25 protein-coding genes are annotated in these 24402 nt (G+C 54.5%); 17 read left to right on the top strand and 8 right to left on the bottom strand.

What is annotated here, in order from left to right:
* The first annotated feature begins 12 nt into the window (after positions 1–12).
* Positions 13–1833, top strand: a complete 1821-nt coding sequence (locus A7317_RS30395; protein WP_081329261.1) for a replication endonuclease — start codon at positions 13–15, stop codon at positions 1831–1833.
* A 192-nt stretch (positions 1834–2025) separates the two neighbouring features.
* On the opposite strand, the gene A7317_RS30790 is transcribed toward A7317_RS30395, so the two are convergent.
* The gene (locus A7317_RS30790) at positions 2026–2565 is read right to left on the bottom strand and encodes a hypothetical protein (RefSeq protein WP_155766421.1); all 540 of its coding nucleotides are present in this window, start codon (positions 2563–2565) and stop codon (positions 2026–2028) included.
* Between the two features lie 193 nt (positions 2566–2758).
* Positions 2759–2938, bottom strand: a complete 180-nt coding sequence (locus tag A7317_RS30785; RefSeq protein ID WP_155766420.1) for a hypothetical protein — start codon at positions 2936–2938, stop codon at positions 2759–2761.
* Between the two features lie 192 nt (positions 2939–3130).
* On the opposite strand from A7317_RS30785, the gene A7317_RS30780 reads away from it, so the two are divergent.
* The 3 genes from A7317_RS30780 to A7317_RS30770 all read left to right on the top strand — a co-directional run bounded on the left by A7317_RS30780 (position 3131) and on the right by A7317_RS30770 (position 5490).
* Positions 3131–3511 carry a hypothetical protein gene (locus A7317_RS30780; RefSeq protein WP_155766419.1) on the top strand — a complete coding sequence of 127 codons (381 nt, stop codon included), beginning with the start codon at positions 3131–3133 and terminating at the stop codon, positions 3509–3511.
* Between the two features lie 125 nt (positions 3512–3636).
* The gene (locus A7317_RS30775; protein WP_155766418.1) at positions 3637–4953 is read left to right on the top strand and encodes a relaxase/mobilization nuclease domain-containing protein; all 1317 of its coding nucleotides are present in this window, start codon (positions 3637–3639) and stop codon (positions 4951–4953) included.
* 213 nt (positions 4954–5166) lie between these two features.
* Complete coding sequence (locus A7317_RS30770; protein WP_155766474.1) at positions 5167–5490, top strand: hypothetical protein; 324 nt, start codon at positions 5167–5169, stop codon at positions 5488–5490.
* A gap of 21 nt (positions 5491–5511) precedes the next feature.
* On the opposite strand, the gene A7317_RS26845 is transcribed toward A7317_RS30770, so the two are convergent.
* Entirely contained in the window at positions 5512–6153 is a 642-nt protein-coding gene (locus A7317_RS26845; protein ID WP_069077151.1) for a hypothetical protein, read from the bottom strand.
* 139 nt (positions 6154–6292) lie between these two features.
* On the opposite strand from A7317_RS26845, the gene A7317_RS30390 reads away from it, so the two are divergent.
* Entirely contained in the window at positions 6293–6565 is a 273-nt protein-coding gene (locus A7317_RS30390; RefSeq protein ID WP_375803697.1) for a helix-turn-helix domain-containing protein, read from the top strand.
* A gap of 11 nt (positions 6566–6576) precedes the next feature.
* Here the strand turns inward: A7317_RS30390 and A7317_RS30385 are convergent, their stop codons facing one another.
* Together A7317_RS30385 and A7317_RS26840 are read right to left on the bottom strand one after the other, a co-directional pair.
* Positions 6577–7596, bottom strand: a complete 1020-nt coding sequence (locus A7317_RS30385) for a hypothetical protein (protein ID WP_081329259.1) — start codon at positions 7594–7596, stop codon at positions 6577–6579.
* On the bottom strand, positions 7583–8968 hold the full coding sequence (locus A7317_RS26840) for a tyrosine-type recombinase/integrase (protein WP_069077150.1): 1386 nt from the start codon (positions 8966–8968) through the stop codon (positions 7583–7585). Before A7317_RS26840 ends, A7317_RS30385 begins: the two co-directional genes overlap by 14 nt.
* Before the next feature lie 483 nt (positions 8969–9451).
* On the opposite strand from A7317_RS26840, the gene arsA reads away from it, so the two are divergent.
* A complete protein-coding gene (gene arsA, locus A7317_RS26835; RefSeq protein ID WP_069077149.1) occupies positions 9452–11212 on the top strand; it encodes an arsenical pump-driving ATPase in 1761 nt (586 codons plus the stop codon).
* A 62-nt stretch (positions 11213–11274) separates the two neighbouring features.
* Here arsA and A7317_RS26830 read toward each other — a convergent pair whose 3' ends face one another.
* Positions 11275–11700, bottom strand: coding sequence for a VOC family protein (locus A7317_RS26830; protein ID WP_069077148.1), 426 nt, complete (start codon positions 11698–11700; stop codon positions 11275–11277).
* A gap of 112 nt (positions 11701–11812) precedes the next feature.
* Between A7317_RS26830 and A7317_RS26825 the strand changes: the two genes are divergently transcribed.
* From A7317_RS26825 to pqqE, 10 genes are all read left to right on the top strand, one after another.
* On the top strand, positions 11813–12682 hold the full coding sequence (locus tag A7317_RS26825; protein ID WP_069077147.1) for a LysR family transcriptional regulator: 870 nt from the start codon (positions 11813–11815) through the stop codon (positions 12680–12682).
* Between the two features lie 36 nt (positions 12683–12718).
* The gene (locus A7317_RS26820) at positions 12719–13165 is read left to right on the top strand and encodes an Lrp/AsnC family transcriptional regulator (protein ID WP_024077735.1); all 447 of its coding nucleotides are present in this window, start codon (positions 12719–12721) and stop codon (positions 13163–13165) included.
* Between the two features lie 167 nt (positions 13166–13332).
* Positions 13333–15015 carry a flavin monoamine oxidase family protein gene (locus tag A7317_RS26815; RefSeq protein ID WP_069077460.1) on the top strand — a complete coding sequence of 561 codons (1683 nt, stop codon included), beginning with the start codon at positions 13333–13335 and terminating at the stop codon, positions 15013–15015.
* 10 nt (positions 15016–15025) lie between these two features.
* Positions 15026–15820, top strand: coding sequence for a carbon-nitrogen hydrolase family protein (locus tag A7317_RS26810; protein ID WP_024077737.1), 795 nt, complete (start codon positions 15026–15028; stop codon positions 15818–15820).
* A 48-nt stretch (positions 15821–15868) separates the two neighbouring features.
* Positions 15869–18250, top strand: a complete 2382-nt coding sequence (gene pqqF / locus A7317_RS26805) for a pyrroloquinoline quinone biosynthesis protein PqqF (RefSeq protein WP_069077146.1) — start codon at positions 15869–15871, stop codon at positions 18248–18250.
* A gap of 159 nt (positions 18251–18409) precedes the next feature.
* A complete protein-coding gene (pqqA, locus tag A7317_RS30375) occupies positions 18410–18484 on the top strand; it encodes a pyrroloquinoline quinone precursor peptide PqqA (protein WP_003194766.1) in 75 nt (24 codons plus the stop codon).
* 71 nt (positions 18485–18555) lie between these two features.
* On the top strand, positions 18556–19467 hold the full coding sequence (gene pqqB, locus A7317_RS26800; protein ID WP_024077739.1) for a pyrroloquinoline quinone biosynthesis protein PqqB: 912 nt from the start codon (positions 18556–18558) through the stop codon (positions 19465–19467).
* An 11-nt stretch (positions 19468–19478) separates the two neighbouring features.
* On the top strand, positions 19479–20231 hold the full coding sequence (pqqC, locus tag A7317_RS26795; RefSeq protein WP_069077145.1) for a pyrroloquinoline-quinone synthase PqqC: 753 nt from the start codon (positions 19479–19481) through the stop codon (positions 20229–20231).
* Positions 20228–20503: a pyrroloquinoline quinone biosynthesis peptide chaperone PqqD gene (gene pqqD / locus A7317_RS26790; protein WP_024077741.1), complete on the top strand. Its 276-nt coding sequence runs from the start codon at positions 20228–20230 to the stop codon at positions 20501–20503. Before pqqC ends, pqqD begins: the two co-directional genes overlap by 4 nt.
* Positions 20496–21626 carry a pyrroloquinoline quinone biosynthesis protein PqqE gene (gene pqqE / locus A7317_RS26785; protein WP_258538722.1) on the top strand — a complete coding sequence of 377 codons (1131 nt, stop codon included), beginning with the start codon at positions 20496–20498 and terminating at the stop codon, positions 21624–21626. The genes pqqD and pqqE overlap by 8 nt, the downstream gene beginning before the upstream one ends.
* Positions 21627–21631: 5 nt before the next feature.
* On the opposite strand, the gene A7317_RS26780 is transcribed toward pqqE, so the two are convergent.
* Together A7317_RS26780 and A7317_RS26775 are read right to left on the bottom strand one after the other, a co-directional pair.
* Entirely contained in the window at positions 21632–21790 is a 159-nt protein-coding gene (locus A7317_RS26780) for a YqaE/Pmp3 family membrane protein (RefSeq protein ID WP_024077743.1), read from the bottom strand.
* 182 nt (positions 21791–21972) lie between these two features.
* The gene (locus tag A7317_RS26775; RefSeq protein WP_069077144.1) at positions 21973–23241 is read right to left on the bottom strand and encodes an aspartate aminotransferase family protein; all 1269 of its coding nucleotides are present in this window, start codon (positions 23239–23241) and stop codon (positions 21973–21975) included.
* A gap of 209 nt (positions 23242–23450) precedes the next feature.
* On the opposite strand from A7317_RS26775, the gene A7317_RS26770 reads away from it, so the two are divergent.
* Complete coding sequence (locus tag A7317_RS26770) at positions 23451–24350, top strand: LysR family transcriptional regulator (RefSeq protein WP_024077745.1); 900 nt, start codon at positions 23451–23453, stop codon at positions 24348–24350.
* Positions 24351–24402 lie beyond the last annotated feature (52 nt).

Below are 24402 nucleotides of genomic sequence, written 5' to 3'. Positions count from 1 at the left end.
GAACAACGCAAGATGCAAACACTCAAGCCTTCATCCTCACACATACGCGAAAATCTCCCCACTTGGAGAAAACTCCAAGTGCTCGGGACGCTGAGTAACGACGCTATCGCCGGTGTTGCTCATAGCTACGTACATTATCTGAACAATAAAATTTCCAAAATCGAAACAGAATGTTCCTGCATCAGGAACGATGCTCGAAAGGCCGCGATTTTACTAAACAACCAACACACCTCATTAAAAGCAATTGATTTTGAGGCTATTAATAAAATAGCAGACTCTCTGATAGCCGAATCGGCTGATGCAGCGCAGGAGATAGCTAACCAAGAAGCCGCGATTCAAAGCTTAGTCACGCGAGAGTTAATCGATAACCCAAATTTTAAAAAGTGCGAAAAGCTCAGCGTAGAAACACAGCTGAACTATCTACGTGATTTCTCATTCATAAAACGCAGACTGACGGCTATTGCCCATAAAGAAAGGCTGCGTCTTGAGGCACGGACAAAAAAAATTGGTGCAGATCAGAAAAGCTCCTACTGCTCTGATGAAACACTAAGCTTTATAAGCAGAGGAGATGAGAAAAATGCTGAATTCCTAAAAAAGAAATTTGTAGTAATTAAAGAGACAGGAGAAGCTATATGCTTGCGAGACATCCAAAAAAACAAAAGCAAAAACAAATTCAACGAATCATACTTTATAATAAAGAATCTTGAAGCAGTCGCTCAGGATAATGGTTTTACACCATATATGCTAACGCTGACTGCACCAGCGAATTACCACCCAAACCCTGCAAAAGGGACGTGTTCATTTAACAAATACAGCACGACTGACAGCCAAGACTATCTTAAGAATGCATGGGCAAGGCTTAGAGCACAACTCGCAAAACCCTCTTGTGGAATAAGCATGTCATTAACTACCTGCTTCGGAGTGAGAACTGCCGAGTTACATAGAGATGGATGCGTACATTGGCACATCGTGCTTTTCATAGACCCGAAACTGGTTGATAGATTCAAGGCCACCTTATACAAAAGCTACAGCGATACTCAAGCCAAGCTAGAGGCGATAGTAGGTTCAACTGCTTCGACATATGCGCTTAAATACATTATCAAAACGGTAGATAGTGACGAGTTGCAAATTAGCTATACAGACAAAGATATAGAAAAAGACGCCTTACGTAAAAGTGAAGACTTATCCACAATCACGGAGGGCGCACGAGTCCGTGCAGGCATAAGAGCGATGTCGATACGTCAAGTCCAATACTACGGTGTAAAAAGCTCATTAACAGTGTTTAGAACATTGAACAAAATAACTGAGTCGACCGATCAATTCCCACCAGAGATAGCCAGCATCATAAGAAATTGCAGAATCAACGATCGGCATACAAAAACAAAAAATCTCAGCGCATATAAAAACTTCTTACAAATCCATATTCATGATGTTGAACTGATCCGCCAGGAATCAACTAACAAACATGGTCTTCTTTCCGAAAAGGTTGTCGGGATTCGCTTCATCAGCTCCGGAATTGAATACTATACAAACAACAAGTATGAAATTTGCAGCGCATTGAAAGTTGCAAAAAACGAACGCTCTATTGACTTCAAGCATTTAGAAACAAGCTCCACCGCTCACGCGGTTACACTTATTTCTATTTATCCAAGGGAAAAGCCCGCCATCAAACTAGCGAGCATCTCCAGACCTACAGCTTCTGAATTATTAAAAAGAGCCAGAGAAATCAATCCATCTCGTTATTATGTCAACTACATAAACCCTTATATAGAAAACACATCAACTCAAACGTTAAGCATGGATGAAATATGCATGTTAATGTCAACTGCATAAACACTGTCAATGATATTGTCGATACCGGCCGCTGGCCGAATTCTCCCAGGGGGAGGTTGCAGTGTAAAAAGGTTTATCACATTGACATTAGGCATATTTAAAGTGTTCAAGTCCGCATGCGGGGCTTCACCCCACGCCCCGACGGCTCCCGAGAGCGCGAGACATAACGCCGTCTCGCACTCCCGCCAGCCTCTAGCGAGAAGCAGTAGCTCGCGTTCCATACTCATACGCAAGGGCGTGCTGCAAGAGCCCAGGAAGGGCATGACAGCCCGAATCAAGATAATCTAAAGCAGCTGACCGAATCCGACTTCGCATGGCCTCTATGCAAGCCATAGCGCGTACCAATGCCATCGAATCAATGCTGTCGTATCGTGAGGCAACAACTTCGTGGCCTTCCAAAAAAACTTGAATATGCTCAGCATCTTCAAATTTATTTAAGTGGATATCGCGGATGCTTAGCGCTCGCAGTGGGCGTGGAATGATTCGCAATGGCCTTACCTTTTCGTCCTCGCCAAATAAAACCCTTAAGCGGCAACTGAATTTTTCTTCGGCGCAGGCAACCTCACCGAAACAAGTGACAGCAAAGCGCTTTGACGCTGTATCTAAGACAGGTAAGGAAAAACGCTGGAGATATATCTCTAACGCAAAAACACGACCGTAAAGGCCCAGAAGACTTTCGGCTGCGTAGAATATATCCGTTGGCTCATTTATCCATGGTCCTTTAACAATCATTGCAATTTCCTTTCATCGCGAATTGTTAAAGACTGAAGCAAAAAAAGAGCGCACACAAAACAAAAAAACTTATTTGACAGGGGCAAAACTATAGATACCCTCTATGTCAATAACATAAACCCTAAAAAATACTCTCACAGTTTTCTGTAACGACGTTCAGTATGTGGATACTGGACATCGTAGGATTTCCGTACTATTCCAGAAAAGCAGGATCAACGTAATATGGAAAACCTGGACTATCATGCCCCTTAACTTTCTTCCACTCATCCAACCTTTTATTTGCCCCAACGACACCACATACATCAAGTAGTTCTAGATAAAGCAACTCAACTCTCATTCCATCATCATCAATATCTTCAAACCGAGTACTCATACGACACACCTCATATATCAAAATAAAATAAAAGTAATTTAAACTAGTATATAATTAAATAAGTTATAAGAACAAGGCTACTCAAGGTGTGCACTGCGTGCCACCTTGATCCTTGCAAGGGTTCACCTTGAACCCTAAAAGCGTGGGGTTCCCCCACCCCCCCAATAATAACAATAATAATGGCACAGAATTATGAACGAACAAGACGAATTGCCTACTGTTAAACAGCAGCCAACACTTACAACCACCCGTATTCACATTAAATTAAAAAAAACACTTAAAACTGAGCTTGAGCAGAAAGCCTCTGAAAATTTTATGTCGCTATCACAACTACTTTTGCAATCAGCCCGAACATCAACAATCACAATTAAACGAACAGACGCTCCGAAAAGTTCCAAAGAACTGCTTGCAATGACTGCCGCATATAATAAATTTGGCAGTCAGTTGAATATGCTCGCCAAGCATTGCAATACATTCAAAGAGAACAGCAACACAATGCAAATTTTGTCTTGTTTAATCGACATCGAACGCGGCATAACAGAACTAAAATCTGAGCTACTTGGAGAAGTGTAATGGCAATGCACGGCTTCAGTTGCCACTCAGGGAGTGGCGGGGGCGGCGGTAGCGGCCCAGTCAATTATATGATCGATGAAAACTACTTTGATAAATAGGGAGCCGCGTGGGCACTAAGGAACCCATTGCCAAAAGTGATCGAGGGCAGCCCTGAATTGATGAAACAGATGATCGACGCACTTGATCATAAGCACAAATATACCAGTGGTGTTGTGTCGTTCACCAAAGACGACACCGATAAAATTAAATCAGCTGGCCTAGAGTCTTCAATAGCCGATATCACACACCGTCTGAAAGAGATGCTATTTGCGGGAATTTCCCAAGAGCACCAGCACATCTTGATCGTCGCTCATACCCACCTAGATCGACTTGAACTTCACTACGTTTTACCTCGGCATAATTACGAGGTTGACCGTGCCTGGAACCCAGCACCACCAGGTGATGGGAAATATAGGCAAATGGATGCTTTCACAGACCTTATTAACGTCAAATATGGGTTGGACGATCCGCGCGATCCTATGCGCGCCAGAGTAACCAAAGAGCCTGAATGGGCCCCAGCTGATAATAAAGCCACACGAGAAACACTAAATGCTTTCTTTAAACAGGCGGTTATCGATGGCGCAATTGATAATCGCCAAGAGCTGATTGATTTGGCAAAAACGGCAGGGTTCGAAATTACTCGTGCAGGCAAAGACTATTTGTCTATAAAAGCCCCAGGAGCGGACAAGGCAATAAGACTTAAAGGAGAGATTTACCATGAGCGATTCACTAGCGCATCTGAGCTTACAAATACAAAAACAAAAACTACAGAACGAGAAAGCTATCTCGCAAAACCTAACGTTGCTCGAAGATATAAAGCAGCACTCACTGAGCGTCAAAGCTTTATCGAAAAACGTTTCGGAAAAGCACTTAGAATCTCGCGAAATAGCGAAGATTATAAAAGCTTACGAAACATCAATAGGGCAAAGCACGGCGAAATTTTGGAAATTAGCCAAATTTATGGGTGCCGGAGCAACATTACTGATAATAGCCCAAATCGCAATCCTAATAAACATGGGGGTCTAAATGACACTTTTGGAAGACACATTGATCAAATTATTACAGCGGCAGAACGAACAATTGGAATTACAAAACACGGGACTTTCGCAACAAATTCGTGCTTTCGAGATTCAACTGAAATTGTTAAGCAGGGAGCTTCAATTCTTAAATCTGCAAATCCAACCATTGAGACCGTAGTTTCAAAAGCATTATATGCGTCTGTTCCCTCAGCGCCTATAGCGGCTTTAGGATTTGGCGGAGACTCGGTAGATTCAGGCGATCCAGAAGCTGATAGGGTCTTGCGCATGAAACGCGCGGAAGGGAATGAGATAAATCAAAAAAATGTTGCGCGAGCGAACAGAGAAGCAGTCGCGTCGCGAAAATCTTTTGACCTTGAGCACTAATTTAGGACTAAATCTTATGCAAATCAAATCTCAAATAAACGATTCAGAATATCCCGATTACATTGATCAAATGTTAATAGAAAACTCGGAAAGGCGCGTCTCTGCCGTTGCTCAATGGCTCGTGACAATAGCAATGATTGGTTGCTTCTTTATCTATATAGAGGTTTTTAAAATTCTATATACTTCGTTCTTACACTACATGAGAAATTTAACATGAGAGAGACTACAAGTAATCAAACAAACAATCAGACGGGTATCTTGATCGCAGAAATAGCACGCCTTCAGAAATCGATTACTTATTACCAGCTTTTGCTATCTCAAATCTCCATGGCAGAGAAAATCAACGCTTTAGGTATTGATCTCGGTATATCATACCCTGCCCATTATGATTACATACCTCGATCTCCAGCTGAAAGAAATAGCCCTTTAGAAACGTCCCGTGATTCAAAAGGCGCTAAAGGAAGCAAAGCTACAGGGGACACCACTACTACCTGCCACACACTGAAGATGCAAAGAGGGCGGGCTACCGCCCTCTAAACAACTACGAATGAAAAATCATTAACTAGGCCAAGCCGAATTTAGCTCCACACAGGCACGGGTAAAGTAATTTTTTTCAACGCGCAACTTAATATACTGGAAAATCACGGTAACGATTACCAACCATGTTGCGAATTGCATATGGATATCAATGAGCCTATCCATATCTCCGTGTATATATTGCACAGGGAACCAGACCGCAATGCTCATAATCAACAGAAACAAAGCATATAGCCGATTAAACGGGTTCTTGCTGTAGCGACCGAGGATATTTTTACCGGAGATTAGAGCCCCTCCACCTATAACGATGCCACCTATGTAGCCGAATACTGGAACGCTTAAACACACTGCATATATGATAGCCAGCAGGATCGCCTTTGGCGTGTTTAGCAGTGCTTTACCTTGCACTGGGTCTTCAACCGGGATTTCACTTCCTCGTTTGAATGCGATTAGTTCATTATTCAGAAACGCTAGGCCTATCTTCCTTCCGGCGACGAGAGGAGTGCTAGAATTAGTAAGCACCACTTTTTTTGTCGAGTGGTCCCTCAAGTTTTTTAACCAAGCCTCTTTAAAATGTGTTGTCTCGATAGAGTCAGCATCCCCGTGGATCACACTGCTCTGATCTGCGCTCAGTACTTCAAATATCCCTGCTTCGAATCTCATATAGGCGCCGTCATAAAAGGTTATGAGTGATTTGCTACGTCCCGCTTAGCGCCTCAGGACCCACCACTCACTCCGGTGTAGCGTTCGAGCGAAGCGATCACCAGAATGCCGAAATGGGTCGTAAATGCCGTGGCCGTAAATGCATCTTACCTGTCAGATTTACCCCATGGCAAGAATCTCAGTTGGGTCAGATAAGGACGGAGCGCTGGTTCGCTTAGGCGAGGCAATTCGTGCTCGAAGAAAAGCGCTACGCCTCTCTCAGGAGGCTTTATCAGACGCGGCGGAAATAGATCGCTCTCATATGGGAAAGATAGAGAGAGGAGAACGTAATGTGACAATTCTAAATATACTCAGAATTGGCAACGCTCTAGAATGCCAAGCTTCGGATCTGTTGCGTGACTCGGGACTGTAAATGCTGACACTTCAGCGCTGATTGTCGCCTTGATCATCCACTTGTGTTTCAGAAGGCTGAAAATAATAGATTCCGTTAGCCTGGAGCTGGCTCACTACGTATGCTGGAATACCGATGCCTTTCAAAATAAAATCTGGTTCTCCTTCCCCAACCATATAGTCATTCCACTCATTATTGTGATGCCGCACAGTTTTCGAAAACTCATAAGCGGTTTTGTAAGGCTTACCAGAATAGGGGTTAGCGCACAGCAAGCAAAAGGCCTCACTTAATTTCCAATGCCCGGTTACTTTATCTTTCGAAGCAGGACTCTTATGCCTATGATAGAGGTTCGTCAGCAGCACTAAATCTACTCGGCTATATGTCGATTTATCTGCATATGACTCATCAGTAAATAGCCCTTGGACGCCATAAAGATATGAGTGCCATTTCTGCATATCCATAGCATCATCACAACCAACAACTAGAACATTTAGTTCATCCTCAGAAGTTTCTGGGGAAAACTTACCGTGAGCAGAGATGAGAAAGTCTTTGAGATTATTATCCATATGCCGCTGCGCGGAGAGGGGATGGCCATCCAATAAGAATAGCTTCTGAAGATCAGCTACGACTTCTGCATAATCAGATAATCGACCAAGCGCACCAATTTTGAAGCCTTCACTTTCATCAACGGCTTCTTTTTTTGTAAAGTCTGCACACTTAACTTCTATATTATATTTATAGCACCCCACTCGAACAGTACAATCAACATCTTTTGGCGGGTTTACCTTTTCCTCATATATAAAATCTGCCGGAAATAAATTTGCGAAATGAGCGCACACTGTTAACTCTACAGCATATTGAATAAATGATTGCTCGCTTATCTCACCCGATTCAAGCGCCAACTTTCTGAAACACAGGTCTTTTCTTTGACTATAACTAATGTGAGGGGCCAAATGATTTAGAGCCTCATTCATCCCTGCCGCATAAATCGGCGTTGAGACAAATCTATTATTCAACTCAAAGCTTAGAATTTCATTTTTATCTTTTTTCATTGAGTTTTCCCTCATCCGCCCCATCAAGCACACGCGAGAGTGCGATTTCCAAGGCTGCAATAGTCTTACGATTCCTGGGAATCGCTGCTTCTGGATTGTTTCGATAATGCCTTGCCACCACTCCACTCAAACCATGATTTTGAAGTAAGTCGCTACTTTCATCATCAATACATTCTTTTTGCATAAATTGAGTGAGAGTTCGCCTCAAATCTCCTGGTGTGAATTTTGACAATTTTTTGCCATCGACCGTCGAGTTATCAGAATCGAACCACTTATTAACGGCACTAACGAAGGTTGATGAGTCTATTTTCGTTTTTCCGTTCGTAGTGAACGGCAATTTACAATCAGGAGAATTATGCGCTTTTACATTTTCAAGAATTGAAATCGCTCTGTCCGTTAAAGGAATAATGGCGACTCTGGCCTTGGAATTTCTACCTTTTCTATCAAGAATACTAAAGGTTTTTTCTGCTGAGTCATAACTACTCCAATCCTGCCTTACCAGCTGAGAAATTCTCTGGCCGCCGGTCGCGATGACAAATTTCATGGCCGAAGCAACTACCGGCCCCACACCCGCAGTATTCCCGATAGTCTGCCAAAAAAGCCTTAGCTCATCATCTGACAGAACCCTATCTTTGGCGCTCTTTGTTCTAGAAACAGGTACCGATGCTACCGGGTTAGATTTCAGCCCATAAGTTTTATCGGATTTCTTACCAACGGCGTACTCACATTTCAGTCCAAAGGCAAAAGCAGCATGCAGGGCTGAACGAATCTTTTCGGTTTGACGCTCTGATCCCCTGTTCCAAATCCTATTCAAGATCTCTTGTATGTGGGTAGGCTCGATATCACGAGCTTTCATATCCATGATCTCGGGAAATGGCTTGATAAGGTCTCCTTTGAGATAATTTTCAAAATCCCTAATCTGAGCAGGCATGACAATTCCCGTGCGGTCCTCAATGTAATCGGTGAATAGCTCAGAGAAAGAGCTGCGGGACGACTCGGCTACTTGCAACCTTTCAGCATTACGCTTCGCACGGGCAGCATCTTCAGCCCGAATAGCGAAGTACTCCTCAATATCTCCGTGATCGCGAGCGATCTCTCCAAGCTCACGAGCCCTAACGCGAATTTCCGCAAGCGATAACCCCCCACCTCTTTCCGTCAAACGGAAGGCTCCAATCTTACGTTTTCGCCTCAGCCCCCCATTCGGAGTGTAGCGAAGGTATGCCTCAACGCTGCCGTTTTCACGACGCTCAAAATAGATCGTACCAGGCAGACCTTGGAGCTTTTCGCTCAGCGTGCCCGTGCTCATATTCTTGATCTGGATGTCTTTAAGAAAGCTCGCCTTAGCTCCCTTCCTATCAATATTAGTCGTCATGCGCGTGCCATTTTGCGTGCCATTCTCATAGGGAATGTTACCCTACTCCGGGACACTCAAGAATACAAACTATACGGTTTAATAACGGTATAACGCTTTAAATCAGCAGCTTATGGACAAATCCTGTGTGTATGACACAGAAAGTGATACAGAAATAAAAAGGACTCATAATCCTTTGGTCCACGGTTCAAGTCCGTGTGGGCCCACCAACTCCAAAGCCGCGCATTGCGCGGCTTTTGCGTTTCTGGCGTATCAACCTCATATACAGTCCAACGGTCCAAGTGATCGTGACCGAAGGTTATCGCCGGAGGAAGAACGCCTTCTGCTCCCCGCCGTGAATAGACATAGCAACCCTATGCTGGGCTGGACTGTTTGCATCGCTGGGCTAAACCTGTCCGCTTGATTCATAAAATAAACTGGAGGTGCAGAACATCGGTCTAAACTCTGAGCCTCAGTTCTGCTCCGCGGGGAGGCCAGCACGCCATGCAACCCACCATCAAACTGCTCGATCAACCCACCAAATATATGTTCTTCACTGGCAAGGGCGGAGTGGGCAAAACGTCGGTCTCCACTGCGGTATCAATCGCTTTGGCTGATGCAGGCAAGCAGGTGCTATTGGTTAGTACAGACGCCGCCTCGAACCTTGATGAGATGCTCGGTGTCGAGCTGAGCAATCAGCCTGTAGCAGTGCCGGAGGTGCCTGGGATGTTCGTGCTGAACATCGACCCCGAGGCCGCCGCCATCGACTACCGAGCCCGGGTAGTCGAGCAAATGGGCTCCCAGGCCAGCGATCAGGATATTGCTTTGGTACGCGAGCAACTTTCGGGGGCATGCACGACCGAAATCGCAACCTTCGATGAGTTTGCCCACCTCCTGTCAGAAGGCGCAGCAGCCTACGATTATGTCGTGTTCGATACCGCGCCCACGGGGCACACGCTTAGACTGTTGAGCCTGCCAAAAGCGTGGAGCGGTTTTTTGGAAGGCAATGACCGTGGCGCGTCATGCCTGGGGCCGCACTCGGGTTTGAAAATGCAGGAGCAGCTTTTCAAGCAGGCGTTGGCGGCGCTCAACAATTCAGCCCTGACCACCGTTGTGCTAGTCACTCGCTCTGACAAAGGCGCGCTCGACGAGGCTGCGCACTCCTCCGACGAGCTCCGTGACTTGGGTCTGGTCAACCAGCGTTTAGTGGTAAACGCGGTGTTCAAACGCAGCGATTTGAATGACCCGATCGCAGCAGCGATCGAGGCTGTTGGCCAACGGGCGCTCGACCAGATGCCAGCTTCACTGCGCCAGCTTTCAGCCGACTATATTTCGCTCAAGGCCGTAGATTCCGTTGGTTTGCCCGCGCTTCGCGGACTGCTTGCCCCGGAGCCTGCCAGGCCAACAAGTACTGCAACTCAAGCGCCCTCACGCCTGGAACATCACACGCTCTCGGAGCTGATCGCCGAGCTTGCGAATGATGAACGCGGGTTGATCATGGTCATGGGCAAAGGTGGGGTTGGCAAAACCACTATTGCCGCCGCCGTCGCCCTGGGCCTGGTGCAGCACGGCAAGTCCGTGCACCTAAGCACCACTGACCCTGCGGCGCATCTGGCCGTGACCCTCAATGCCGATGTGAAAGGGCTTAGCGTTGGCCGCATTGACCCTAAGGTCGAGACCCAAAAATACGTAGACAAGATCGTGGCGTCCCGCGCGCCGACCCTGACGGAAGCTGAAATAGCCTTGCTCATCGAGGACCTTCGCTCCCCCTGTACCGAAGAGGTCGCCGTCTTCCACGCGTTCTCCCGCGTGGTTTCTCAAGCCAGGACCTCGTTCGTGGTACTGGACACCGCCCCCACGGGGCATTCCTTGCTACTGATGGATGCCACAGGCGCCTATCACCGCCAGATGCTTCGGGAATTCAAAGGCCGAGCCTCGGACCATATCGTTACGCCATTGATGCGCCTGCAAGATGCCAACTACACCAAAATTCTCCTTGTGACACTGCCCGAAGCCACACCTGTGTCTCAGGCGGCAGCGCTGCAAGATGACTTGCGCAGGGCCAACATCGAACCGTATGCATGGGTGGTCAATAAGTCACTATTGGCTACAGCCACCACCGACCCGCTGCTGCGCGCGCGCCTGGATAGCGAGCAAAAACAGATGACGCGAGTAGCCGACCAAACCAGCCATGCTGTCATTGTGGTTCCCTGGACGGCGGAGCCGCCTGTTGGCGTCGCTGCGTTAAAGCACCTGCTGGATTGATGCGCCAGCGTCGGCTCGACGCTGCGTCTCTACTGGAAGAAAGACCGTGCGAAATACAGTCATCACTTCGCAAACAACTGCCCCATATCCCGAAACGCCTTGAACTCCAGCGCATTCCCGCACGGATCAAACAGGAACAACGTCGCCTGCTCCCCCACCTGCCCCTTGAACCGAATGTGCGGTTCCAACACAAACTTCGTCTCCCGCGCCTGCAAACGCTCGGCCAGGGCATGCCAGTCTTCCCAGCCCAGCACCACGCCAAAATGCGGGACCGGCACGTGGTGGCCGTCCACTGCATTGGTATGCGCCGCTGCTTGAGAGGCGGTTTTCGGGTGTTCGTGGATGACCAATTGGTGGCCGAAGAAATTGAAGTCAACCCAGTGCTCGCTCGACCGCCCCTCCTCCAGGCCAAAGACTTCAGCGTAGAAGTGCCGCGCGGCGGCCAGGTCGAATACTGGGATTGCCAGGTGAAAAGGAGCCAATGCCATCAGGTCAAACCTCTGTGGGTATTAGATGCGTCGAGTTTAGCCTTGCTCCAGATGATGAAAAGACGATAATTTTTGCGCCGAGCTCAAATTATTTCGATGAATCGAGACGTCCATGCTGCGTGAATTGAAGACCTTTATTGCGGTAACCCGCCATGGCACGTTTGCGGCGGCGGGCATGCATATCGGGCTGACGCAGTCGGCGGTGAGTGCACAGATTCGCCAGCTGGAGCAGGTGCTGGGGATGCAATTGTTCGACCGCACGGGACGCCAGGCCACCCTGAATGCCGCCGGCATTCGCGCTTTGCCGCTGGCCAAGGAAATCCTGGAGACCTTCAACCGCATGGCGGTGCCGGTGGATGCCAACGAATACCGGGGCGAGTTGAAAGTCGGCGCGATCACCACGGCGCAGACCGGCCTGTTGCCTCAGGCGCTGGTGCGCTTACGCCAAGCCGCGCCGACAGTGGAATGCAAATTGGTGCCCGGGGTCTCCCTTGAGCTGCTGAGCCAGGTCGACGCCGGCGAGCTGGACTCGGCGATCATCATTCGCCCGCCCTTTGACTTGCCCAAGGAGTTGCATGTACGCGTGCTGCGCAAAGAGCCGTTCGTACTGATCGCGCCTCAGACCGTCGACGGCGATGACCCTTTGCAATTGCTCGGCACACAGCCACACGTACGTTATGACCGCGCTTCGTTTGGGGGTCGACTGGTCAGCCGATTTCTGCGTGAACAAAAGATAGAGATACAGGTAGCGCTCGAGCTGGATGAGCTGGAAGCCATCGTGAAGATGGTCGAGTGCGGCCTGGGCGTGTCGTTGATTCCCCAGGCAGGCCTGTGGCTGGAGCGCTCGCCCAAGGTGCGGATTATCCCGCTGGGTCATCTGACCTTTTACCGCGAGATCATCCTGTTGAGCCGCTACAGCCAACGCCACCTACCGGTGCCGCAGCTGTTCGCCCGCTGCCTGCTCGCCGACGCAAGCCTGTAACATGCCACCCCATCGCCGCCCGTATCGGAGCCTCCCTTGCACGCCCTAGATGAAATCGATCGCCAATTGATCGCCGCTTTGCAGATCAACGCTCGCGAAAGCGTCGCCATGCTTGCCCGGCAGTTGGGTATCGCGCGCACCACGGTGACGTCGCGCCTGGCGCGCCTGGAAAAAACCCAGGTGATTACCGGTTACGGCGTGCGCCTTGGCCAGCGGGTCGTGGATGGCGGTTTGCAGGCTTATGTCGGCATCACCGTGCAGGCACGCTCGGGCAAGGACGTGCTGCGCAGGCTCAGCGCCATGGCTCAGGTCCAGCAGCTATGCGCCGTGAGCGGCGAGTTCGATTACGTGGCCTGGCTGCGCACCGATTCGCCGGAGCAGTTGGATCAACTGCTGGACCAGATCGGCAGCGTCGACGGCGTGGAGAAAACCACCACCTCGATCATCCTCAGCAATAAATTAGACCGTGGCCAGCCAATCTGACCAGCCACCTCGTCAGATTGACCAAAAACAATCCAAACCGACGACAGTTTGCGTCTTATTAACGAGCGCTACGCTGCCTAAACTGGCTGCCATCTTTTCCTATACTCAGCGGGTCGCTTCCCGCCGAGTCGTCAGTAAGGTCAGCCATGAGCATTCCTTCCAGCACCATCAGCAAAACCAACCGCCACCCGGTCGACGGCAAGAAGCCCATCACCATCTTCGGCCCGGATTTCCCGTTTGCCTTTGATGACTGGATCGAACACCCAGCAGGCCTGGGCAGCATTCCCGCAGCCAACCATGGCGCCGAAGTGGCGATCGTCGGCGCCGGGATTGCCGGGCTGGTGGCCGCTTATGAACTGATGAAGCTGGGTTTGAAGCCCGTGGTATACGAAGCCTCGAAGATGGGTGGCCGCCTGCGCTCCCAAGCCTTTGAAGGCGCCGAAGGCATCATCGCCGAGCTGGGTGGCATGCGTTTCCCGGTATCGTCCACGGCGTTCTATCACTACGTGGACAAACTGGGCCTGGACACCAAACCCTTTCCCAACCCACTGACCCCGGCCTCCGGCAGTACGGTGATCGACCTGGAAGGCCAGACCCACTACGCACAAAAGCTCTCTGACTTGCCGGCACTGTTCCAGGAAGTGGCTGACGCCTGGGCCGATGCCCTGGAAGCCGGTTCGCAGTTCGGCGATATCCAGCAAGCCATCCGCGACCGTGACGTGCCACGCCTCAAAGAACTGTGGAATAAACTGGTGCCCCTGTGGGACGACCGCACCTTCTATGATTTTGTCGCCACCTCCAAGGCGTTCGCCAAGTTGTCGTTCCATCACCGCGAAGTGTTCGGCCAGGTCGGTTTCGGCACGGGCGGCTGGGACTCGGATTTCCCCAATTCCATGCTGGAAATCTTCCGCGTGGTGATGACTAACTGCGACGACCACCAGCACCTGGTGGTCGGCGGCGTGGCGCAAGTGCCCATGGGCATCTGGCGCCATGTGCCGGAACGCTGCGCCCATTGGCCAGACGGTACCAGCCTCAGTTCATTGCACAGCGGCGCGCCACGGGCCGGGGTCAAGCGCATTGCCCACGCGCCCGGTGGCCGGTTCGCAGTCACCGACAACTACGGTGACACCCGCGAATACGCGGCGGTACTGACCACCTGCCAGAGCTGGTTGTTGACCACCCAGATCGAATGCGATGAAACCCTGTTCTCGCAAAAGATGTGGATGGCCCTCGACCGTACGCGCTACATGCAGTCGTCGAAAACCTTCGTGATGGTCGACCGCCCGTTCTGGAAAGACAAAGACCCGGAAACCGGCCGCGACCTGATGAGCATGACCCTCACCGATCGCCTGACCCGTGGCACTTACCTCTTCGACAACGGCGACGACAAGCCGGGCGTGATCTGCCTGTCGTACTCGTGGATGAGCGACGCCCTGAAAATGCTCCCGCAGCCCATCGACAAGCGGGTGAAGCTGGCCCTCGACGCGCTGAACAAGATCTACCCGAAAGTCGACATCAAGGCGCGCATCATCGGCGACCCGATCACCGTGTCCTGGGAAGCCGACCCGCATTTCCTCGGGGCCTTCAAGGGCGCACTGCCCGGCCACTATCGCTACAACCAGCGGATGTACGCGCACTTCATGCAGAAGGACATGCCCGCCGAACAACGTGGGATTTTCATTGCCGGCGACGACGTATCCTGGACCCCCGCCTGGGTGGAAGGCGCCGTGCAAACCTCGCTGAACGCGGTGTGGGGCATCATGACCCACTTCGGTGGCAGCACCCATCCAGAAAACCCAGGGCCGGGTGATGTGTTCGATGACATCGGGCCGATCGCCCTGCCCGAGTAAGGAGTTGACCATGCGTGTCGCCCTGTACCAATGCCCGCCCTTGCCCCTGGATGTGGCGGGCAACCTCAAGCGCCTGCACAAACTGGCGCATGAGGCGTCCGGCGCTGATGTGCTGGTGCTGCCGGAGATGTTCCTGACCGGCTACAACATCGGCGCCGAGGCCGTGGGCGCACTGGCCGAAGCGCAGAATGGCCCGTCAGCCCATGCGATTGCCGAACTGGCACGCAGCGCGAAGCTGGCGATTCTGTACGGCTACCCGGAGCGAGCCGAGGATGGGCAAATCTACAACGCCGTGCAATTGATCGACGCCAACGGGCAGCGCCTGTGCAACTACCGCAAGACGCACTTGTTTGGCGACCTGGATCATTCGATGTTCAGCGCCGGCGAAGATGATTTCCCGCTGGTGGAACTCAACGGCTGGACGCTCGGATTTCTCATCTGCTACGACCTGGAGTTCCCGGAAAACACCCGGCGCCTGGCCCTGGCCGGTGCCGAACTGATCCTGGTGCCCACGGCCAATATGGTGCCGTTCGACTTTGTTGCCGACGTCACCGTGCGGGCACGGGCCTTTGAGAACCAGTGCTACGTGGCCTACGCCAACTATTGCGGGCACGAAGGCGAGATCCATTACTGCGGACAAAGCAGCATCGCCGCGCCCAATGGCCAGCGCATCGCCCAGGCCGGCCTGGATGAAGCCTTGATTGTCGGCACGCTGGAACACCAATCGATCCTTGACGCCCGCGCCGCCAATCACTACCTGCAAGACCGTCGCCCCGAGCTCTATGGCACGCTGTACAAGCCCTGACCTGATGGGTTTGCTAGCATAGGCGCTTCCTACGTTTCGGAAGTGCCCATGCCTGCGCCGGTCCATCCTCACCACTCTCATCTGACCCTGGCCAATGGTTTGCGGGTTTCCCTGCGTCATGCCCCGCGCCTGAAGCGCTGCGCCGCGGCCTTAAGAGTGGCTGCCGGCAGCCATGACGTCCCGTTGGCGTGGCCAGGCCTGGCGCATTTCCTGGAACACTTGCTGTTTCTGGGCACGGTGCGGTTCACGGGTGACGAAGGCCTGATGAGCTACGTGCAGCGCCACGGCGGCCAGGTCAACGCCAGCACGCGCGAGCGCACCACGGACTTTTTCTTTGAGCTGCCGGTATCGACCTTCGACGATGGGCTGGAGCGGCTGGCGGACATGCTGACTCACCCGCGCCTGATGCTGGAAGACCAACGGCGCGAGCGCGAGGTGCTGCACGCGGAGTTCGTCGCCTGGTCCGAGGATGCCAACGCACAGCAACAAGTGGCACTGCTGCAAGGCGTCGCCGCCAATCATCCACTGCGGGGTTTTCATGCCGGCAATCGCGATAGCCTGCCGCTGGAAAGCGAGGCATTCCAGCAAGCGTTGCGGGCATTTCACGCGCACTTCTATCGAAGCGGGCAGATGACGTTGAGCCTTGCCGGCCCACAATCATTGGCGCAACTGGAAGCCTTGGCGCAGCGGTTCAGTGACGCACTGACATCGGGGCCCCTGCATCCGCAGGACGCCCCACCCGCCTTGATGGCTGGCCTGGCGCGCGGTTATCAACACACTGCTGGCAATCACCTGCATCAGGTCATCACCTGCGCAGCACCCCGCGAAGCGCTGGATTTCCTGTGCCTCTGGCTTAATACGTCGGCGCCGGGCGGTCTGCTTGCCGAAGTGAAAACGCGACAACTGGCCACCGCGCTGCATGCCAGCGTGGTTTATCACTTCAGCGGGCAAGCGCTGCTGGATATCGACTTTACCCTGGGCACCCAACGCGGCTCGGCACCACAGATCGAGACACTGCTGCACGACTGGCTGAGCTTTTTCGCCCACAGCGACTGGACACCCTTGCGCGAAGAGTTCGCCTTGCTGAACGCGCGCCAACAACAGACCCTGAGCGCACTCGCCTTGGCGCGACATGACAGCGACGGCCTGGAGCCACAACTGTCGGAACACAGCGCCACCGCCCTCAAGGCCATGCTCGACGCCCTGCAACTGGCGCCCTCCCGGCACACCTGGCAGCTCCCGCCGAACAACCCGTTCCTGCGCCCGCCTGCCAGGGGCGAACGCGCCGGTTTGATCCGTGGCCAGACCAGCGCCCATCGAGGCTTGCGCACCTTCGCCCAGGACCGCTCACGGGGACGCAGGGAAGTGTCGGCTCTGACCTTCAGCCAGGCCCTGGCGAATGACAGCGGCGAAGGCGCTTTATACCTGCACTGGCAATTTGACTCTCCCGTGCCAGCAGGGCTAGAAAGCACATTGCAGCCCTTGCGCACGAATGCCCGCCAGGCCGGGGTCGAATTGTCTTTCGAAACGACCGGCAACGATTGGCTGCTGAAAATGGTCGGCCTGCATGAGCCCATGCCGGCCGTGCTGGAAGCGGTGGCACATCGCCTGCACCAGCCGTTGGAGGCGCCCTGCGCCCAGCCCACTATGATCGCGATTCGAGCATTGCTCAGCGCCCTGCCGGCGTGCTGCGCCGGCAGCCCGCCCAAGGCCGCTGAGCCATCGGCGTCGTGGGCCAACGCAGGTTGGCACGGGCTGGGCTGCGGTTTGCCCGCCGCGTATGAAGCGGCGATAAAAACCGCTGCCGCTCGCTTGCCCGGGCAGCCCGTTAACAGCGAGCACGTCCCCCCAAGCCTCAGCGGTCAACAGCTGTGGCATGAGGTAAAGACCGATTCCAACGACGCCGCCTTGCTGCTGTTTTGCCCGACACCCACATATTCCCTGACGGATGAAGCGTCATGGCGACTGCTCGGGCACTTGCTCCAGGGCCCGTTCTATCAACGTCTGCGCGTTGAATTGCAGCTGGGCTACGCCGTATTCAGCAGTGTCCGACAAATCAACGGGCAAACCGGCCTGTTGTTGGGGGTGCAGTCCCCCAGTGTTTCCCTTGAAGGGATCGTTGATCACTTCCAGGCGTTTCTTGCCCAACTGCCGGCATTGATCGACAGCAACGACGACCTGGGCCAGCAACCCTTGGCGCAACAATTCACAGCACAGGCGCTGCCCATCGCCCAAGCCGCCGAACTGTTGTGGCACGCGCGCCTGGCAGGCCATCCGTCGGATTACCTCTCACAGTTGCAACAAGCAATCCTGACCCGCACCCGCGAAGACCTGCAGTACGCCGCCCAACAATTGCAGGTCGCCGCAGGCGGCTGGCGCTGCGTCGCCAATGGTCCGCGCATCAATGCTGCCTGGCAGACGGTGCAGTGATCATTGCCGCCCCTGCAATAGGCTTTTTCCACCAAGACAGCGCTAACTTGAAAAGAATTCGGTAACATTCCCACGCACACATCTGAACATCTCCGACTGGAGGTGGACTATATGTATTACTTGGTAGTAAACGTCCCATCCCTTCGTAGGAGTAAGAATATGACCTGGTCCAAACCTGCTTACACTGATCTGCGCATCGGTTTCGAAGTGACCATGTACTTCGCCAGCCGCTGATTGGCTGGGTAAGATTACGCCTCGGCTCGTCCGGGGCGTTTTTGTTTTCAGCTTTGCTTGATGGAGCGGCCATGTTTGTCCAGATTCTAGGTTCCGCCGCCGGCGGCGGCTTCCCGCAGTGGAACTGCAACTGCGTGAACTGCGCAGGCTTTCGTGACGGCAGCCTGCGGGCGCAGGCACGCACCCAGTCGTCCATCGCGATTTCCGACGATGGCGTCAATTGGGTGCTGTGCAATGCTTCGCCGGATATTCGCGCGCAACTCCAGGGCTTCGCGCCCATGCAGCCCGGTCGCGCACTGCGCGATACCGGCATCAGCGCAATCATCCTGATGGACAGCCAGATCGACCACACCACCGGCCTGTTGAGCCTGCGCGAAGGCTGCCCGCACCAGGTGTGGTGCACCGACATGGTCCATGAAGACCTGAGCAGCGGCTTCCCCCTGTTCACCATGCTCACCCACTGGAACGGCGGCCTGGCCTGGAACCGTATCGAGCTGGACGCCAGCTTCACCATCCCCGCCTGCCCCAACCTGCGCTTCACCCCGCTGCCGTTGCGCAGCGCCGCGCCACCCTATTCGCCGCACCGCTTCGACCCGCACCCCGGCGACAACATCGGCCTGATCGTCGAAGACCTGCGCACTGGCGGCAAACTGTTCTACGCCCCAGGCCTGGGTAAAGTCGATGCGCCGCTGCTGGAGATCATGGCCGGCAGTGATTGCCTGCTGGTGGATGGCACGATGTGGGACGACGATGAGATGCAGCGCCGTGGCGTCGGCACCCGCACCGGTCGCGAGATGGGCCACCTGGCACAGAACGGCCCCGGTGGCATGCTCGAAGTGCTGGAACAATTGCCGAAGCAGCGCAAAGTACTTATCCATATCAACAATACCAACCCGATCCTCGATGAAGACTCCCCCGAACGAGCGGAACTGGTGCGGCGCAATGTCGAAGTGGCTTACGACGGCATGAGCATTGAATTGTAGGAGCTGACGACATGACTGACACACCGTTGACACCCATCGAATTCGAGCACGCCCTGCGGGCCAAGGGCGCCTTCTACCATATCCATCACCCATACCACGTGGCGATGTATGAAGGCCGCGCCACCCGCGAGCAGATCCAGGGCTGGGTCGCCAACCGTTTCTACTACCAGGTGAATATCCCGCTGAAAGACGCCGCGATCCTGGCCAACTGCCCGGACCGCGAGATCCGCCGCGAATGGATCCAGCGCCTGCTCGACCACGATGGCGCCCCCGGTGAAGATGGCGGTATCGAAGCCTGGCTGCGTTTGGGCCAGGCTGTCGGCCTCGACCCGGACCAACTGCGCTCCCAGGAACTGGTGCTGCCCGGCGTGCGCTTTGCGGTGGACGCCTACGTCAACTTTGCGCGCCGCGCCAGCTGGCAGGAAGCCGCCAGCAGCTCGCTGACCGAGCTGTTCGCGCCGCAGATCCACCAATCACGCCTCGACAGCTGGCCACAGCATTACCCATGGATCGACCCCACCGGCTACGAGTATTTCCGCACCCGCCTGGGCCAGGCCCGACGCGACGTGGAACACGGGCTGGCGATCACCCTGCAGCACTACACCACCCGTGAAGGCCAGGAGCGCATGCTGGAAATTCTCCAGTTCAAACTGGACATCCTGTGGAGCATGCTGGATGCCATGAGCATGGCCTACGAACTGAATCGCCCGCCGTATCACAGCGTGACCGAGCAGCGGGTCTGGCATAAAGGGATCGCCCTATGAGCTTTGATCGCAGCAAAAAACCGACCTGGCGCCAGGGCTACCGCTACCAGTACGAACCCGCGCAAAAAGGCCATGTGTTGCTCTACCCCGAAGGCATGATCAAGCTCAACGACAGCGCCGCGCTGATTGGTGGGTTGATCGACGGTGAGCGCGACGTGGCGGCGATCATCACTGAGCTGGATAAACAATTCCCCGGTGTGCCTGAGCTGGGTGATGACATCGAGCAATTCATGGAGGTCGCCCGTGCCGAGCACTGGATCACCCTTGCCTGAAAAACCGGCGATCGGCCTGCCGCTGTGGCTGCTCGCCGAGCTGACCTACCGCTGCCCGTTGCAATGCCCGTATTGCTCCAACCCGCTGGACTTTGCCGAGCAAGGCAAGGAGCTGAGCACCGAGCAGTGGATCAAGGTGTTTCGCGAGGCTCGTGAGATGGGCGCCGCGCAACTGGGGTTTTCCGGCGGTGAGCCGCTGGTGCGCCAGGACCTGGCCGAGTTGATCGCTGAGGCACGCAAGCTGGGCTTCTACACCAACCTGATCACCTCGGGCATCGGCCTGACCGAGCAGAAGATCAGCGACTTCAAGAAAGCCGGCCTGGACCATATCCAGATCAGCTTCCAGGCCAGCGACGAACAGGTAAACAACCTGCTGGCCGGTTCGAAAAAAGCCTTCGCGCAAAAGCTGGAAATGGCCCGTGCAGTGAAGGCGCACGGCTACCCGATGGTGCTGAACTTCGTCACCCACCGGCACAATATCGACAAGATCGACCGCATCATCGAGCTGTGCATCGCGCTGGAGGCGGACTTTGTCGAACTCGCCACCTGCCAGTTCTACGGCTGGGCGCAGCTCAATCGTGTGGGCCTGTTGCCGACCCAGGAGCAACTGGTGCGCGCCGAACGCATCACCAACGAATACCGCGCCAAGCTCGAAGCCGAAGGCCACCCGTGCAAGCTGATCTTCGTCACCCCGGATTACTACGAGGAACGCCCGAAAGCCTGCATGAACGGCTGGGGCAGTATCTTTCTGACGGTCACACCGGACGGCACCGCCCTGCCCTGTCATGGCGCCCGACAGATGCCGGTGCAATTTCCCAATGTGCGCGACCACAGCATGCAGCACATCTGGTACGACTCCTTCGGCTTCAACCGCTTTCGCGGCTATGACTGGATGCCCGAACCGTGCCGTTCATGCGATGAAAAGGAAAAGGACTTCGGCGGCTGCCGCTGCCAGGCGTTCATGCTCACGGGTGATGCGAGCAATGCCGACCCGGTGTGCAGCAAGTCCGAGCAACACGGCATCATCCTTCAGGCACGGGAAGAAGCCGAACACGCCACCCAGACCATCGAGCAACTGGCCTTTCGCAATGAGCGCAACTCACGGCTCATCGCAAAAGGCTGACGACCTCAGCGCTTGGCGATGATGTACACGGCGTGGATGATGCCCGGGAAGTAACCGCATAAGGTCAGCAGGATGTTCAGCCAGAACGCGCCGGCAAACCCCACTTGCAGGAACACACCCAGTGGCGGCAGCAGAATGGCGATGATGATACGAATGAAATCCATGGGTCAGCTCCAAAAAGTCGGCTCGTGTGAGCCGTGTAGCTAATCGACCTTGGGGGTTCGTGAGGGTTCAGTGGGATCTGGCACCGGGCCATACCGAAGTGCACAGTCAAAAAAACGCCCCCAGCCGAAAAAATCAGGCTGGAGGCGACGCGTAGACCGCGAGACGGTTCAGGAATAAGGGGTTAAACGGCGATGCCCTTGCGGCATTGCAACTGCGCGGTGCGCACGCGGGAGAAAGCGCGGGCCAGGCGCAGGAGCATTTCGTCGATATTGCTCTTGCTCACCGTCAGCGCCGGCGTGAAGCGCAGGCAGTCGGGCTGCGGGGCGGTCAGGATCAAGCCTTCATGAAGTGCAGCTTTTACTACGGCGTCCGCAGAGTCATCCGACAGCGTCAGCCCCCACATCAGGCCGTGACCGCGCAGTTCGCCGTGATCGTAGCGATAAGCCAGGCGGGCCAGGCCTTCACCCAGGTAAGCACCCGACTCGCGCACATGTTCAAAGAAGCCGTTCTCCAACACAGTATCGAGGACCGCGACACCGGCCGACGCCATCAGCGCGTTGCCATGATGGGTGCCTTCCAGCTCCCCCACTTCAAAGCAACAGGCTTTGCCCCGCGCCAACAGCGCCGCCAACGGTACGCCGCCGCCCAGGCCTTTGCCGAGGGTAACGATGTCGGCCCGCACGCCGTACTGCTCTTGCGCGAGCAAGGTGCCGCAACGGCCGATGCCGGTTTGCACTTCGTCGAGGATCAGCAGAATCCCCAGCTCACGACACAGGCGCTCAACGCCTTTAAGGTAGTGATCGGTCGCCGGGATGACCCCGGCTTCACTCTGGATCGGCTCCAGCATGATGGCGACGGTGTGTGCATCGACCGCGGCGTGCAAGGCCGGCAGGTCGTTGAACGGCACATGGCTGAAACCCGGCAACTGCGGCTCAAAGCGGTTTTCCTGGGTGCTCGCCGAGGCCGACATCGCCGCAAAGCTGCGACCATGACAACCGTTGCTGGCACTGATGATTCGATACGCGCCACCGCGATACAACTGCCCCCATTTGCGCGCCAGCTTGATCGCCGCTTCGCAGGCTTCCGCGCCACTGTTGAGCAGATACGCCTGGTCGCTGCCGGTGCGATGACACAAGCGCTCGACCAGAGTGAGTTGGGCGCGATTGTGCAGGGCATTGCCGGGATTGATCAGGGATTGGGTCTGATCAGCCAGGGCTTTGATCAGGACCTGTGGGCTGTGGCCGAGGCTATTGGCGGCACTGCCCTGGCTGAAATCCAGGTAGGCACGGTCATCGCTGTCCCACAGCCAGGATGCCTGGCCACGTACAAAGACTTGTGGGGGGCGTGCCACGGTTGGCATCAGGCATTCGCCGGGGAGATCTTCATGGGGCGCGTCCAGGATCAGGTCATCCAGGCTCGCCGCGGGGCGACGCAAATTGAACAGGTTCACACTTTACCTCCCATGGCAACCACGCCTTGGTCGGTCCCACCGGCAAAACCCCACGAGAGGTTTTTTGCCTTGCCTATGCAAATACCATCAACATAAACGCTATTCATTGCCCGATCTGGCCCTGTAAGCCTTGTGGATAGGCGCTAGACTAGGCGTCTCGGCGGCTAACGGCCATTTCGATTTTCCAGCTTTTTCGATAAGAAAGACTTATGGATTTCAAGCAACTGCGTTATTTCGTCGCGGTATATGAAGAAGGCCACGTGGGCCGTGCCGCTGAACGCCTGTCGATCTCCCAACCGGCGCTGTCACAGCAGATTCGCCAACTGGAGCAGAACCTGGATGTCAGCCTGTTCGAGCGCAGCAGCAAGCGCCTGTTACCGACACTCGCCGCCCATACCTTGTACAACCACGCCCTGCCGTTGATCGACGGTATGCAGCAAGCCGTCGAAGCCTTGCGCAACTTCAAGGGCCAGGCACTGCGCACCTTGGCCATCGGCGTACTGCAAACCGTGCACACCAGCCTGGTGCCGCAGATGCTGGAGCGGGTGCGCAAGGCCCAACCCCACCTGGTGGTGCAGATCTACGAATTGACCGGGATTGAGATTGAACGGCGGCTGCTCAACGGTTCGCTGGACATCGGCATCAGTTACCTGCCGCCACGCCAGCCGGGCCTGCACGGTGTGCTGTTGTATGAAGATGAACTGAAAGTGGTGATCCCCGAGGATCACCCCCTGCGCGAGTTCAAGAAGGTCTCGCTGAAACAGGCGGCCGAATTGCCGATGTTGCTGCTGGGAGAAGAGTTTCAGGTTCGACAGATCTGGCAGGGCCAGTTGGCTAACCTCGGGCGGCGCCCGCAAGTGCAAGCGGAGCTCAATACCATGGTGGGGATTCTCGACAGCCTGCCCCATACCAAACTGGCGACCGTCTTGCCGGGCCGTTCCCAGGATGAACACAACAGCCAGTCGCTGCTGTGGAAGCCCTTGAGTGAACCCAGGGTGCCGCTGAAAGTGGGCCTGGTGTGCCGCGATGTGCAGCGTCAGCAGGCCACGATGGCGTTGCTGCGCACCTTGCTTGAAGACGTGATGAATGCCCCGCTGGCCCAGCCCTGAACTCAGCGCCCCTGACTTTTTCGCGGGCAAAAGAAAACCCCGCCGAAGCGGG

Source organism: Pseudomonas fluorescens, from assembly GCF_001708445.1.
Classification (GTDB): Bacteria; Pseudomonadota; Gammaproteobacteria; order Pseudomonadales; family Pseudomonadaceae; genus Aquipseudomonas; species Aquipseudomonas gorinensis.
This window is presented reverse-complemented; position numbering and strand designations above follow the sequence as displayed.